The organism is Photobacterium galatheae (genome assembly GCF_000695255.1).
Classification (GTDB): domain Bacteria; phylum Pseudomonadota; class Gammaproteobacteria; order Enterobacterales; family Vibrionaceae; genus Photobacterium; species Photobacterium galatheae.
On the sequence record NZ_JMIB01000004.1, the window covers coordinates 43,683 to 57,729 of the forward strand.

General features: G+C 51.7%; 13 protein-coding genes. 6 read left to right on the plus strand and 7 right to left on the minus strand.

Annotated features, from left to right (window positions below):
- Positions 1-65 precede the first annotated feature (65 nt).
- Positions 66-1,709 (minus strand): methyl-accepting chemotaxis protein, encoded by a 1,644-nt coding sequence (locus EA58_RS01890; RefSeq protein WP_036748341.1) that lies wholly within the window; start codon positions 1,707-1,709, stop codon positions 66-68.
- 1,047 nt (positions 1,710-2,756) lie between these two features.
- Here EA58_RS01890 and EA58_RS01900 point away from each other — a divergent pair.
- The 6 genes from EA58_RS01900 (at position 2,757) to EA58_RS01925 (ending at position 9,084) form a co-directional block, all read left to right on the plus strand.
- Positions 2,757-4,046 carry an NCS2 family permease gene (locus tag EA58_RS01900; RefSeq protein WP_036748346.1) on the plus strand — a complete coding sequence of 430 codons (1,290 nt, stop codon included), beginning with the start codon at positions 2,757-2,759 and terminating at the stop codon, positions 4,044-4,046.
- 52 nt (positions 4,047-4,098) lie between these two features.
- Positions 4,099-4,557 carry a xanthine phosphoribosyltransferase gene (gpt, locus tag EA58_RS01905; protein WP_036748349.1) on the plus strand — a complete coding sequence of 153 codons (459 nt, stop codon included), beginning with the start codon at positions 4,099-4,101 and terminating at the stop codon, positions 4,555-4,557.
- Positions 4,558-4,706: 149 nt separating this feature from the next.
- Positions 4,707-5,963, plus strand: a complete 1,257-nt coding sequence (gene frsA, locus EA58_RS01910) for an esterase FrsA (protein WP_036748352.1) — start codon at positions 4,707-4,709, stop codon at positions 5,961-5,963.
- Between the two features lie 142 nt (positions 5,964-6,105).
- Positions 6,106-6,510, plus strand: a complete 405-nt coding sequence (gene crl, locus EA58_RS01915) for a sigma factor-binding protein Crl (protein ID WP_036748354.1) — start codon at positions 6,106-6,108, stop codon at positions 6,508-6,510.
- Positions 6,511-6,601: 91 nt separating this feature from the next.
- The gene (gene proB, locus EA58_RS01920; protein WP_412177933.1) at positions 6,602-7,789 is read left to right on the plus strand and encodes a glutamate 5-kinase; all 1,188 of its coding nucleotides are present in this window, start codon (positions 6,602-6,604) and stop codon (positions 7,787-7,789) included.
- Positions 7,786-9,084 (plus strand): glutamate-5-semialdehyde dehydrogenase, encoded by a 1,299-nt coding sequence (locus EA58_RS01925; protein ID WP_268748938.1) that lies wholly within the window; start codon positions 7,786-7,788, stop codon positions 9,082-9,084. Before proB ends, EA58_RS01925 begins: the two co-directional genes overlap by 4 nt.
- Positions 9,085-9,129: 45 nt before the next feature.
- Here the strand turns inward: EA58_RS01925 and EA58_RS01930 are convergent, their stop codons facing one another.
- The 6 genes from EA58_RS01930 to narQ form a co-directional block, all read right to left on the minus strand.
- Positions 9,130-9,327 (minus strand): DUF2897 family protein, encoded by a 198-nt coding sequence (locus EA58_RS01930; protein ID WP_036748363.1) that lies wholly within the window; start codon positions 9,325-9,327, stop codon positions 9,130-9,132.
- 1 nt (position 9,328) lies between these two features.
- The gene (locus EA58_RS01935) at positions 9,329-10,018 is read right to left on the minus strand and encodes a M15 family metallopeptidase (protein WP_036748364.1); all 690 of its coding nucleotides are present in this window, start codon (positions 10,016-10,018) and stop codon (positions 9,329-9,331) included.
- The gene (gene dapE, locus EA58_RS01940) at positions 10,015-11,148 is read right to left on the minus strand and encodes a succinyl-diaminopimelate desuccinylase (protein WP_036748366.1); all 1,134 of its coding nucleotides are present in this window, start codon (positions 11,146-11,148) and stop codon (positions 10,015-10,017) included. Before dapE ends, EA58_RS01935 begins: the two co-directional genes overlap by 4 nt.
- 50 nt (positions 11,149-11,198) lie before the next feature.
- Complete coding sequence (locus EA58_RS01945) at positions 11,199-11,546, minus strand: ArsC family reductase (RefSeq protein ID WP_036748367.1); 348 nt, start codon at positions 11,544-11,546, stop codon at positions 11,199-11,201.
- 124 nt (positions 11,547-11,670) lie between these two features.
- A complete protein-coding gene (locus tag EA58_RS01950) occupies positions 11,671-12,309 on the minus strand; it encodes a response regulator (RefSeq protein ID WP_235199527.1) in 639 nt (212 codons plus the stop codon).
- On the minus strand, positions 12,306-14,033 hold the full coding sequence (gene narQ / locus EA58_RS01955; protein WP_051641846.1) for a nitrate/nitrite two-component system sensor histidine kinase NarQ: 1,728 nt from the start codon (positions 14,031-14,033) through the stop codon (positions 12,306-12,308). The genes EA58_RS01950 and narQ overlap by 4 nt, the downstream gene beginning before the upstream one ends.
- Positions 14,034-14,047: the final 14 nt, after the last annotated feature.

A 14,047-nucleotide genomic window follows, 5' to 3' on the forward strand; every position in this document is an offset into this window, starting at 1 on the left:
TCGGTTTATTTCCAGAACAGGCAGTTGAATATCTTACAACAGCTGAAGGGGGCTTGCCATTTTTCCTAAATTTTGAACTGAGAGATCTGTTCGTTCAGATGGCGGCCACTGGAGAGTAACTGCTCACTAGATGCGGCAATTTGTTCTCCCTGAGCGACATGGTTATGGCTGTGTTCACTCAAATCAGCCAGGCTCACATTGATCGCTTCGGTGGCATTGGTCTGTTGTTGACTGGCATCTGCAATATGCTGGTTTAAATCGCGGATGGTGTTGATTTGCTGACTGATGGCTGCCAGTGCCTGAGCGACTTCTTCTGAATGTTCGACAGTACTGATGGACTGTTCCCGGGTCTGAATGAGTGCCTGACTGACATTTGCAGAGCGGTTTTGCAACCGGGTGATAATCGTTTCAATCTCATTGGTACTGCTTTGGGTTCGGGTCGCCAGGGTGCGGACTTCGTCGGCAACCACGGCAAACCCTCGGCCCTGTTCACCCGCCCTTGCTGCTTCAATTGCGGCGTTCAGGGCCAGTAAGTTCGTTTGCTCGGCAATATTGCGGATGACATCCAGTACCGCGCCAATGGTTTCAGAATCTTCAGCCAGTGCTTTGGCGCTGTCATTGGTTTCGTCCAGCAGTGCCAGCAGGGCACGCATTTCATCACTGGATCGTGAGACCACGTTCAGCCCCTGATCGCTGTGTGTTTGTGCTTCCATGGCGGCGTCAGCGGCATTCGTTGCAGCGCGGGCGACTTCCTCGTTACTTGAATGCAGCTCAGTCATAGCGGATGCAACGGAATCGACGCCTTGATGCGCCTGACCGGCACTTTCTGCCGTGGTACTGGCGACGACATTGAGTTGGCTGGCAGCTGCACTGATGTGTTCACTGACGGGCGCGATGGCTCTCAGCATTTCACTGATCTTATCGGCAAACTGGTTATAGGCTGTGGCAATGTGACTCAATTCATCGTTTCCCTGAACGGGCAGGCGGCGGGTCAGATCCCCCTCACCCCGGGAGATATCCTGCATAGCTCTCAGGGTCGATTCGCAGGGGGCCGTAATGGTCCGACCGATGGCTCTGGCCAGAATGAGCATCAGGATCAAAGATCCGCCAATAATCAGGCCAAGGCGCTTCAGCTCTGCATAAAACTGAGCTTCGACATCATCGACGTAAATCCCCGAGCCGATGATCCATCCCCAGGGGCTGAAACCTTTCACGAAAGAAATTTTGTCGACGGGTTGGGCATGGCCGGGTTTTTCCCATTGATAGTCAACAAAGCCTTCTCCCTGGCGCTGAACAATTTCAGCCATATTGACGAAGAGTTTGTTACCAATCGGATCCTGAAACTGAGACAGATCTTGACCATCGAGCTCCGGTTTAAAGGGGTGCATGATCATGCGGGGATGGCTGTCGTTGATCCAGAAGTAGTCATTCTTTTCATATCGCAGGCTGGCGATCGCCTGTCTGGCGAGTTGCTGCGCTGCTTCACGGTTCAGCTTCCCAGTATTTTCCTGCTGATAGTAGAAGGTCAGCAGGCTATGCGCACTTTCGACCAGGTTCCGTGTCTTATCTCGCTTTTGCTCTAAAAGTGAATCCTGATAACCGGAAACAAACGTCATCAGCGGAAAAAGTGTGAGGAGTGTGATGATCAAGCCAAGTAAGTACAGTCGGCTGCTGATTGATAAAGAGCGTAGGTGATGGAGTATTGTCATAGCGCTACCTTCCTTGTTTGCACTCATGGCAAATGTTCATGAGCTATGTTGTATTCTTATTCGGCGACTATATATGCAACTTTAGTCTCATTTCTTTATTTTTTGCATTGATGAGCACTTTTCCTGTAAGAAACATACTTTCAATAAAATGAGTTTTGCGGCCTTGATCCAGAAAAAGTGTGATCTAGTTAAAATTAATATTGTAATTAAATTACCTTTTGGTTATCCTGTGACCAAGTTGCAAGAACGATAGTCAGCACAGGGAAAGGTATGTGCGTGGACTCCAGGGAACCGAGATCAATCAGCTCTGCTTCGTTTGCAACCTCGAAGCAGCATAAGTAATTGAGGAAGTCGTTGTCATGAAAGTATATGAATCCACAGCTAAATTTTGGAACAAGAAAGGCATTTTCGGTGGTTCTTTCAACTACCCAAGTGCTTTTGGTTACTAAGTAACCGACTGCCAGATGATATTTGTATTTGGCATTTAACCTCATTCACTCACAGCGCTGCGGCGATGTGAGATGATATTCACCCCCTAACTTTCAAGACTGAATACAGCGGTTTGGTAGCAATGGTCATTGTTCCGCTCGCCAGTGAGATTAGTTTTGGCGCCACCCAGGCATGGGTGGCGTTTTTTTATGTCTGCGTTTTATTCATTGCGTTTCATGAACTCAGTCATCTTCTGATATTTAGGGAAAAAGGGATGTATACGATTACATCTGTCTCAGCTTGCCAAAGCTGACACTCTTTTTTCTGATTGAAGCGTTTGCCTTCAAAGTTAAACATTATTTCGCTCAAACTTTGAACATGCCGATGCTGCTACAATGTTATGATTTTAAAGGTATTTTTATTCTTGTGATTTGTTGGTGAGGAATTTTCACGCATTATTTGCTGTCAGACGTCTATTCTTCATGAGTGTGGTAATTTATTACTGATAAGCCTATAATCGCCCCCCAAAAATGACTGTGACGCAAACGTTTCCCTTTGTGGTATCAAATTTGTGCGTTTCAGTACTCACAGACACATTTCTCCAAGGACCAGAGAACAATGCTTGAGAAACTGTTTAAGTTAGAAGAAAACGGTACAAATGTTCGTACTGAAGTGCTGGCAGGGGTAACGACCTTTCTGACCATGGCATACATCATTTTTGTCAACCCTTCGATGTTGTCTGCAACGGGGATGGATAAAGGTGCTGTGTTTGTGGCGACCTGTCTGGCGGCGATGATCGGCTGTTTTATGATGGGGCTGGTCGCCAATTATCCGGTCGCTCAGGCGCCTGGAATGGGTTTGAATGCTTTCTTTACTTATTCTGTCGTTCTTGGCATGGGGCACACCTGGCAGGTTGCTTTGGCCGCAGTGTTCTTCTCCGGTTTATGTTTTATCGCCTTGAGCCTGTTGAAAGTTCGGGAGTGGTTAATCCATGCGATTCCCCTGTCCTTGAGAACAGGGATCACCGCAGGGATCGGATTATTTCTGGCATTTATTGCGCTGCAAAGCGCAGGGATTGTGGTGGATAACCCGGCAACCTTAGTGCATGTTGGGGATTTAACCAGTTTTCCGGCGGCGATGGCTGCGCTGGGCTTTATGCTGACGATTGCGCTGGTTCACCGTGGGATGAAAGGGGCCGTGCTGGTGGCGATCCTGATCATTACGGGTTTGGGCATTCTCTTTGGTGATGTTCAGTACAATGGGATTGTGTCTGCGCCCCCAAGTATTGCACCAACATTTATGCAATTAGATATTAGCGGCGCGATGGATGTTGGGCTGCTCTCGATTGTATTTGCGTTCCTGTTTGTTGATCTGTTTGACACGGCTGGAACTCTGGTGGGCGCAACAACGAAAGCGGGCATGGTTGATAAAGATGGCAGAATGCCTCGCCTGGGCCGAGCCTTGCTGGCTGACAGCACAGCCACTTCTGTTGGTGCGCTGCTGGGAACGTCTAATACGACGTCTTATGTTGAAAGCGTGGCCGGAGTGGCTGCGGGGGGCCGTACCGGTCTGACTGCGGTGACTGTGGGGATCATGTTCCTGCTGGCGCTGTTTTTTGCGCCTCTGGCAGGCATGGTGCCGGCTTATGCGACCGCTGGTGCGCTGTTCTATGTTGCGATTTTGATGGTGTCTGGTCTGGCGGGGATCGACTGGCGTGACTTAACAGAAGCTGCACCTGTAGTTGTGGTTTGCCTGCTCATGCCGTTAACATACTCCATTGCGGAAGGGATTGCGCTGGGCTTTATTACTTATGCGGCCGTGAAATTGCTCAGTGGTAAAGGCCGCGATGTGAATATCAGTGTTTGGGTGATCGCCGCACTGTTCACCGCTAAAATTGTCTTTTTATAATTTGTTTTACTGACCAGCGGTATTGATTCGCTGATTTAGAGGTTCATCGGATATGGCTAAAAAGTTCGTCATCACATGGGATAACATGCAAAGCTACACACGCCAACTGGCAGAAAAACTGCTGCCGGCGGATCAGTGGCAGGGGATTATTGCTGTGAGCCGTGGTGGCCTGGTGCCAGCTGCGATTCTTGCCCGTGAACTGGGCATTCGTTATGTCGATACCGTTTGTATTTCCAGCTACGATCATGATCACCAGCGTGACATGAAGGTGTTGAAGAAAGTCGATGGTGATGGTGAAGGGTTTATCATTGTTGATGATTTGGTTGATACGGGCGGTACCGCGGAAATGATTCGTGCGATGTACCCGAAAGCAAAATTTGTGACCGTTTGTGCCAAACCAGCCGGTAAACATCTGGTTGATGACTATGTCGTTGATATCGAGCAAGATACCTGGATTGAACAGCCATGGGATATGGGTGTTGCTTTTGTTGAGCCGATTTCAAAGCGTTGATCATTCAGCCCAGTTGGAAAAATACCAAAAGGAGCCTTCAGGCTCCTTTTTTGTGTGTCGTGTTTGGGGTAATTATCCCGAAAACATATACAATGAAGCCTGATTGAATGTTAAACGGGTTATGAACCTTCTACACGCAGGAGTCAATTGTGTCTGAGCCTTCCAAGGTGAACCTGTCAGAAAAACTGTTTGCACCGCGTCAAACGACCAGGGAAACTTCCAGCCTGGTCCGGTTGGCCCATGCCTCAGCATCCGAAGTCCATAATGCGCTTGATGGCGATACGGTGACCGGATGGTATCGGGTATTGCGTCGTCCACTCTGGATTTGGCAAGGGGTCGATCCCATTGAGATGGAAGGGATATTTTCCCGAATTGCCGGTGCGAAAGCGAAGCGGACCAATGATGAACTGTTAGACACCGTCATCGGATACAAGCCTGGAAACTGGGTCTACGAGTGGTCACAACTGGGCAGCCAATATCAGCGGGCCAGCCGCGAACATCTGGAGCGTGGCGACAGAGAAAAAGCGGCCGAGATCATGCTGAAAGCCAGTACGCACTACAGTATCGCAGCTTACCCACATCTGAAAGGGGATGAACTCGCTGCACAGGCGGAGCTACAGGCAACCATCACTTATAAAGATGCCATGGAGCTGATGCCGCATCAGGTCAAAACAATTGATGTGGCGTATCAGGGCAAAAAATTCCAGGCCTTTATTCACTTACCACGGACGGATCAACTGTTACCCACCGTCATTGTCAGTGGTGGGCTGGATACACTCCAGACGGAACTCTGGCCGCTGTACCAGCAATATCTGGGACCGGCGGGCTATGCCATGATTACGCTGGATATGCCATCGGTGGGTCATAGCGCTGCATGGTCGCTGACAGAGGACACCAGCCAGCTCCATCAGGCATTGTTGCAACAGGTCAGGGATGTGCCCTGGGTTGATCACCATCGGGTGGCGATGCTCGGGATTCGTTTCGGCGGGAATGCGGCAATCCGGCTTGGATTTATTGAGCCGTCCCGGCTGAAAACCTGCATCAGCCTTGGCGGTATTATCCATAGTTTTCTGTCTCAGCCGAAGTTACTGAACAGTATGCCACGCATGTATCTGGATATGTTTGCTTCACGGTTGGGGAAAAATGGCGTGTCGAAAGCGAGTCTGGTCGCTCATATGACAGCTTGGTCGCTGAAGCAACAGGGCCTGCTCGGGCGCAGGAAAGTTGATATTCCTATGCTGGGTGTGAACCTGAAAGATGACCCGGTGAGTCCTGAGCTTGATAATCAGTTGATTGCCGTATCCAGCCGGGGCGGCAAAGCAGTCAGTTTGCCGGCAGCACCGCTTCACGATGGTTATCACAGAGCCATGACGCAAGTTGTCGAGTGGTTGAAGGACAAGCTGTAATGGCTCGATGATCTGGTCTGACAATGTAAATAAAATGTTGCCATTTCTCTGTCGCTGTGTGTTAAATGGAAGCGCAAGGGGAAACAAAAGGGTCGTCAGACCCTTGGCGCTTTTTGTTGAATACCAGACTAAGGATGGACCTATGCCAACACAAGTCACTTTTCCTTCCCATGGCCGTTTGATGACGAAACTGACCGCACTTGGCCCTTACCTGCGTCAGCAACAATCATCGGATGGGCATTTTTTCTTTGATTGCCTCGCCAGTTGTATTAATGCCAAAAAAGAACCGGAAGAGCGGGAATTTTGGGGATGGTGGCTGGAACTGACCCAAAGTGAGGGTGGGTTTCAGTATCATTACTATTTCGGCCGCTATGATATTCACGGGGACTGGCTGGAAGATAAAGTCCCTGCGAAACATCTGGAGCCGGTCCAGCAAACGCTGGAAGATTTTTATCAGAAGCTCAGTACTTTACTGGAGCAGGAATACGCCCTTCCAATTCATCCCGCCCCGGATTTGTCAGCACCAACTTTATCTGTTTCAGCCTGATTTCCAGATGAAATCCTGAAAAAATAGAAAATGCGTCGACTTAGACGCATTTTTCTTGTGCTTTAGAGGCGGGGTTGATAAAACAAATGCCATTCTTCCGCATCCTTTAGTTTTCTTCATGGCAGACAATCACAAAATACAAACAAGTGAGCACAAGGCTCATCATGCAGCGGAAGCTGCAACACAGACGATCGTTGTGAAGTTGGGAACCAGTGTACTGACTGGGGGAACACTGAGACTGGACCGTGCGCATATGGTTGAACTGGTCCGACAGTGTGCTCATCTTCGCCGTCAGGGTCATCAGGTGGTGATTGTGACCTCCGGTGCCATTGCCGCAGGTCGCGAGCATTTAGGTTACCCGGAATTGCCGAAAACCATGGCCAGTAAACAATTACTGGCAGCCGTGGGTCAGAGTCGTCTGATTCAGGAGTGGGAAAAACTGTTTAGTATTTATGGGCTGCATGTTGGCCAGATGCTGCTGACCCGTGCTGATCTGAACGACAGAGAACGTTATCTGAATGCCCGCGATATGCTGTTGGCATTGATTGAGAACGACATCATTCCGGTGGTGAATGAAAATGATGCGGTCGCCACGACAGAAATTAAAGTCGGCGACAATGACAACCTTTCTGCGCTGGTGGGGATTCTGGCGGGGGCCGATAAGCTGCTGTTGCTGACGGACCAACCCGGGCTGTTTACCGCGGATCCACGCAGTAACCCAGATGCAGAGCTAATCAGGGAAGTGCATACCATCGATGAAACCCTGCGTAAGCTGGCGGGTGGCAGTGTCGGTGGTCTGGGAACTGGTGGGATGGCGACAAAGCTGCAGGCGGCAGATGTGGCTCGCCGCGCTGGAATTGAGGTGATTATTGCTGCGGGCAGTCGTCCTGAAGTCATTGCCGGGATTGTGAATGGTGAGCAGGTCGGCACTCGCTTCCTGCCGCTGGAATCACCACTGGAGAGCCGGAAACGCTGGATCCTCGCTGGGCCGCCACCTGCTGGCGATATCATTGTGGATGCCGGTGCCGCGACGGCGGTGACGCAGCGTGGCAGCAGTTTGCTGGCGAAAGGGATTACCGAAGTTAAAGGGACCTTTGAACGTGGTGAGGTGGCCCGGATTTACAGTGCCGATGGTATCTTACTGGCCCGTGGGATCAGCCGTTATTCCAGTCAGGATATCGCGAAGATTGCCGGGAAACACAGTCAGGATATCCATAAAGTGCTGGGCTATGAGTATGGTCCGGTTGCTGTTCATCGGGACGATCTGGTACTCATATAACACATCAGCAGAATAATACTGACCGAGAGGGAAACAGGGTGGAATTGCAAGCAATGGGACAAGCAGCGAAGCAGGCTGCTTTTACACTGGCGACAACGGCGACAGCACAGAAAAATCAGGCACTGGCTTTTATCGCCGATGAACTGGAAGCCCGTCAGGCTGAGATCCTGGCTGCCAATGAAAAAGATCTGGCGGCCGCGCGGGAAGGCGGAATGTCTGAAGCTTTACTGGATCGCCTGATGCTGAATGAGTCGCGTCTGGCGGCGATTGCCGGCGATGTTCGGAACGTGATTGGATTGCCAGATCCTGTGGGTGCTGAGCTGGACTCCCGGGTGCTGGAAAATGGCATGCGGCTGAGCCGCCGCCGGGTTCCGCTGGGGGTTGTCGGGGTGATCTATGAAGCACGTCCGAATGTGACCATTGATATTGCAGCGCTTTGTCTGAAAACCGGGAACGCCAGTATTTTGCGAGGCGGTCGTGAAACCTTTCACTCCAACATGGCGCTGGTGAGCGTCATTCAACAGGCACTGGAAAAGGCCGGCTTACCGGCAGCGGCGGTGCAGTACATTGCCAAGCCTGATCGTGAACTGGTGTCTGAGCTGCTCACGATGGATCAATATGTCGATATGATCATACCGCGTGGTGGTGCAGGTCTGCACAAGATGTGTAAAGAAAAGAGCACGATTCCCGTCATTATCGGTGGCTTTGGGATCAGCCATGCCTTTGTGGATCAATCAGCGGATTTAGCACGCGCACTGGACGTGGTGGAAAACGCAAAAGTTCAGCGCCCGTCAGCCTGTAATGCACTGGACACTTTGCTGGTTCATGAGGCGGTTGCTGCTCAGTTCCTGCCAATGCTGGCCGCACGGATGAATCAGAACAAAGTTACGTTGGTTGCCGAAGCGCAGGCACTGGGATTGCTGAAAGGTCAGGCCGACCAGTTACGTGCCGCGCAGGAAGGTGACTTTGATACTGAATGGCTGAGTTATACGCTTGGGGTGAAACTCGTCCCGGATGTCGATGCGGCTATTCAGCATATGCAGGCGCACAACGCCAGCCATTCAGATGCAATTCTGACCAATGATCTGATGTCTGCGGAGCGTTTCATCAATGCGGCAGGTTCGGCTGCGGTCTACGTGAATGCATCCACGCGCTTTACCGATGGTGCACAGTTTGGTCTGGGCGCTGAAGTTGCGGTTTCAACACAGAAATTGCACGCCCGTGGCCCGATGGGGCTGGAAGAGCTGACCAGTTACAAGTGGGTGGGTCAGGCAGATTATCTGTGCCGCCGCTAAAGATTGCGCGATAAAAACAGAAATAGCCGGTTTCTTTTGAGCCGGCTATTTTTTTTCTTCTGTTTCCGCGTGGCGATCTTTGCGGGTCAGATTTTCCACTTCCTGTTGCTTTTTCAGGAGTTCACTGGTTTTGTCATGCGGGCCAAATTTCATATGAGCCGTATATTTAATGGCGGCAATATTACTGACCACAACACTCACGATGATGATGGTAATGACCCAGGGGTTAAGAAGCCAGTCCATATCACACCTCACAGATGTTGTTGATGTACTTACTATAAAGCGTATCAAGGTTTACCAGAATATGCGATTTTCCTGCAACAGGTTGATCGGTAATCACTGTGGCAAGCTGGCTTGGCGTTAACAGATTTCTGAAGGACTGGCTGAGCGGAAAATAGCTGATGTGCCAGGGCTCAATGGCGACCCCGCCTAAATCAGTGGCATAAGGGCGGTAAAACCCGAAACGGCCCATATGTTGGGTCAGCCAGTCGTTGAATCTGGCCTGATGTCCATCGCCCTGATATTCCCAGGGTTCCAGTTGAAGGGATTCTCCCGGGGGGAGGCAGTTGGCGGCGTAGACATCCAGATCGGTGCCCCAGTGATGCCGGCTTGCACCGGGCAGAGCAGACCAGCGCAAGATGGCATGGATTTTCTCCAGTTCTGACAGACCGGCCGGATCAAGCGGCTGGCTGTTGCTGTCCAGAATCGGGCGCAGGCCATTGAATTTGTTGTTCCAGATCAGCAACTGGCGGTCAAAAGAGCGAAAGGCACTGGCCAGCGTCAGGTCAAACCCTGCCTGAGCGGCTGCCTCTTGCAAGGCAGCCAGCGCATTGACAACATCATGATGGATCAGGCGTCCCTGATACTCGCAAAGATGACTTTCATCTAAACCAGTGAGTTGTGTCAGCGTTAATCGGGTCGGCTTGAGACTCATACCAGGATGTTTTCCAGTACTTTCTGATACATATCGGTCAGTTTCTCCAGATCGGCAATTTTGACGCACTCGTTGACCTTGTGAATCGTTGCATTCACTGGCCCCAGTTCAACCACCTGAGCGCCGGTGCGGGCAATGAAGCGGCCATCGGAAGTCCCACCGGTGGTCAGCAATTCAGGCGGCTGGTGGTTCACTTCTTCAATGGCGCTGACGACGGCTTTGAGCAGGGTGCCTTTATCTGTCAGGAACGGCTGGCCATTGAAAGTCCAGGCCAGATCGTATTCCAGACCATGAGCATCCAGCACGGAATGCACTTTGCGCTGAATATCTTCGTTGGTCAGCTCGGTGCTGAAACGCAGGTTGAACTGGACTTTGAGTTCTCCGGGAATGACATTCGATGCACCGGTTCCTGCAGCCATATTGGCAATCTGGAAACTGGTCGGTGGGAAATAGTCGTTGCCGTGATCCCAGACGGTACTTGCCAGCTCTGCCAGCGCAGGCATGGCTTTGTGAACTGGGTTATCGGCCAGATGCGGGTAGGCAACATGCCCCTGAACCCCTTTCACAACCAGATCGCCGGTGATTGAACCACGACGGCCATTTTTCACCACATCCCCCACTTCATGGGTACTGGAGGGCTCACCGACAATACACATGTCGATTTTTTCGTTTCGGGCTTCGAGGGTATCGACGACACGAGTGGTGCCGTTGATAAATGGCCCTTCTTCGTCAGAAGTGATCAGCAGGGCAATGGAGCCTTGATGGTCCGGGTGCTCGGCCAGAAAACGTTCAATGGACACGATCATACAGGCCAGAGAGCCTTTCATATCTGCGGCACCACGGCCGTGCAAATAGCCATCAATGATGGTGGGTTCGAAAGGTGGCGTATGCCATTGCTCTGCCGGGCCGGCTGGAACGACATCGGTATGACCGGCAAAAACAAACAGTGGCGCTTCAGTACCCCGGCGAGCCCAGAGGTTGGTGGTGTCTTCAAACACCATGGTTTCAATCTGAAAGCCCAGCTTTTCCAGTCGGGCAATCATGACATCCTGACACCCCTCGTCTTCCGGGGTGACTGATGCTCGGCTGATAAGATCTTTGGTCAGGGCGATCACTGGGCTGTCTGACATCCGTGTTTCCTTCTTCATTCTGCAGGTGTGGGAAAAGTAAATATGGGCAATCAGGCAAAAATGGTCTGATATTGTTCAGGTTTGAAGCCCAGATGATAGGTGTTGTTGTGGACCAGTAGCGGGCGTTTGATCATGGCCGGGTATTCCAGCATCAGGCTCAGTGCATGCTCACGGTCGAGATTGTTTTTCTGTTCATCGCTCAGCTGGCGGAACGTGGTCCCGCGTTTGTTGAGCATGGCTTCCCAGCCCAGCTCGGTTTCAAATGATTCGAGGAGACTACGATCCAGGCCGTCGACACGGTAGTCGTGGAAGCGGTAATCAATCCCTTGGGCATCGAGCCACTTCTTCATTTTTTTGATGGTGTCGCAGTTTTTGATTCCGTAGGCAATGGTGCTCATAATCTAACCTGTTTTGTGCATGGCAGTTCTTTTCAAATAAGCCCCTTTTATAACGGGAATGGGGGAACGACGCAATGGTAAAGCCAGTCTCCCCCCAAGCACCGGAGATTGTTTGGGAAGTGGTTTATTTGTCCTGGGTTTGTAGATAAATCACAGTGGCTGCAGTTCGGGATCCCACATTCAGCTTTTTGAGCAAGCTTTTGATGTGCACTTTCACGGTCGCTTCCGAGATGAAAAGCAGCACAGCAATGTCTTTGTTTCGCTTGCCCTGCGCAACCAGATGAAGGATTTCTCTTTCTCTGCTGGTCAGGTCCTGAAGGGGATCGTTTTCCTGAGCACTGTCTGCCAGATATTGCCTGACCTGCTCACTAAACACCTGTTGCCCGGTCAGCGCCTCTTGCAGCAGCACCAGCAGTTGCTCCGGCTCGGTGTCTTTCAGGAGGTAACCATCCGCGCCGGCTTTGATCAGAGTCCGGATGTCGTTCGGGTTATCGGAAACCGTGAGAATAACGACGATGGCCTGACAGCCTTGTTCGCGCAGCGCGCGTAGGGTGTCGAGACCGGACAGCCCTTTCATGTTGAGATCCAGCAAAATCAGGTCCGGCGCTTGCTCAAGAGCAATATCCAGCGCCTGATAGCCGTTGCTGGCTTCCCCAACCAGCTCGAAGTCTGGTTCCAGTTCCAGCAATTGACTGAGGCCACGTCGCATCAGGGGGTGATCGTCCACAATGACGATTCGGTGGGCTGGAGGGTTATGCATCATGGTGTTCCTGTATTTTGTAAGGCAAATTTCAGTTGAACGCGGCAGCCCTGACCGGCGGCGCTGAGAATGGTCAGTTTTCCGCCCAGACTTTCGGCCCGCTCGTTCATGATTGACATCCCATAGTGGGAGGTCTTGCTCTGATCCGGGTCGAACCCCTGGCCATCATCACTTATCTCGACCAGAACATGATTGCCCTGAGGGATGCAGTCAACTGTAATTGTCGTTGCACTGGCATGCTTGATGGCATTGAGCACGGCCTCTCGGGTGAGCTGAATCAGGTGGATGTGCTGTGGCGCGGTCAGTTGCAGCGAGGGCAACTGATTATGCAGCAGAATGGTGGCTGTAGTCTGATTGCGCAGCGGGATCAGCATGTCGTTCAGAGCATCGCTGAGCTTGCCGGGTTTGATGGACAGACGAAAGGTGTTCAGCAGCTCACGGAGCTGACGGTAAGCCTGAGACAGGCCCTGTTCGAGGTCGTCGACAATGCCATTGGCGGTGTCCGGGGATGTCGCCAATTGGCGTTTGAGCAGTGTCAGCTGTATTTTCAGATAGGACAGCGCCTGTGCCAGTGAGTCATGTAATTCACGGGCAATGGTGGCCCTTTCTTCCATCAGCAGTAACTGGTCATTCTGAGTCTGGGTCTGATGGGCATACAATGCCCGGCTGAGCAGATGACCGACACTGATGATCAGGGCTGGGTCCGGACAGGGCAGGGTGTGTTGCCACCAGAGGGTTCCCAAGTGCTGATCTTCCTGTTTGAGCGCATGTTGATGCCAGCTTTGGTTGTCGTCCGGTATACCCGCCTGAAATTCAGTGCGGATCCCGTGGCCTTCTTCAACCACCAGCCGGATGACGGCAAACCCTTCGAGCTGGATCAGTCTGTCAAGAATCTGACTGAAATGACGGGCCTGAATTCGGTTCACCGACAGGAGCTGTGCGCAGTCATACAGGGTTTTCAGCGCATTGTTGGCTTCTTTCAGGCGATGGGTTTTTTCCTCGACGGTGGTTTCCAGTGCCCGGTAACTCTGGCCCAGCTCCTGCGCCATATGATTAAAAGCCCGTGCCAGGGTTCCCAGCTCATTCTGGCTGTTTTCATCGACCCGGACCGAGAAATGACGGGCTTGCACTTGCTGGCTGGCAGCAAGCAGGCTCTGTAATGGCGGCACAATACGGCGGCGGCTGTAATGAATGGCAAAGAGAGCCAGCATCAGAATGAGTCCCAGTCCCAGACCTGAAATCATCGCCATGATGTGTAGCTTTTGCTGAGAAAAAGCCTGGATTTCATAGACGAAGTGATCAATGCGATCGACAAATTCAGGCACCTGATGGATGAAATAGCCCGGGTTTGTCTCCGTGAGCTGGGGACTGATCCGCCGCCAGTCATCCAGCAGGTTCTGATAGCTTTGCAGCAGTTCCTCGGGTGTCGTCAGACTTCTCAGAGAGGCCATGGCCGGGGCGTTCAGGGTCTGGCTGAAATGGGCAATATCGGCTTTGCTGGCGTTGCCGTTTTGGGCCAGCTGAAAAGCAAGCCGGTAACTCTGCATTCGGAGTGACCCGGCCAGATTGACCATTTCTGCATCATAACGGCTGGCATTGACGGCCAGCATAGTGGCACCCGTTGTCAGAAGTGACAGGAGCACAATCGCGAGCATCACCCGGGCAATGACCCCGGTAACGCTGCCGTTTTTCGTCCCGACGGCTTTCAGGTTGGTCTTTGAGTACACCCCGGCTCCCTTGC

Coding starts and splice junctions, on each gene's coding strand:
- EA58_RS01945 (WP_036748367.1), bottom strand. CDS start 11,546: ATGAGCACCATTGCCTACGGAATCAAAAACTGCGACACCATCAAAAAA.
- EA58_RS01900 (WP_036748346.1), top strand. CDS start 2,757: ATGCTTGAGAAACTGTTTAAGTTAGAAGAAAACGGTACAAATGTTCGT.
- EA58_RS01890 (WP_036748341.1), bottom strand. CDS start 1,709: ATGACAATACTCCATCACCTACGCTCTTTATCAATCAGCAGCCGACTG.
- crl (WP_036748354.1), top strand. CDS start 6,106: ATGCCAACACAAGTCACTTTTCCTTCCCATGGCCGTTTGATGACGAAA.
- dapE (WP_036748366.1), bottom strand. CDS start 11,148: ATGTCAGACAGCCCAGTGATCGCCCTGACCAAAGATCTTATCAGCCGA.
- EA58_RS01930 (WP_036748363.1), bottom strand. CDS start 9,327: ATGGACTGGCTTCTTAACCCCTGGGTCATTACCATCATCATCGTGAGT.
- EA58_RS01950 (WP_235199527.1), bottom strand. CDS start 12,309: ATGATGCATAACCCTCCAGCCCACCGAATCGTCATTGTGGACGATCAC.
- gpt (WP_036748349.1), top strand. CDS start 4,099: ATGGCTAAAAAGTTCGTCATCACATGGGATAACATGCAAAGCTACACA.
- EA58_RS01935 (WP_036748364.1), bottom strand. CDS start 10,018: ATGAGTCTCAAGCCGACCCGATTAACGCTGACACAACTCACTGGTTTA.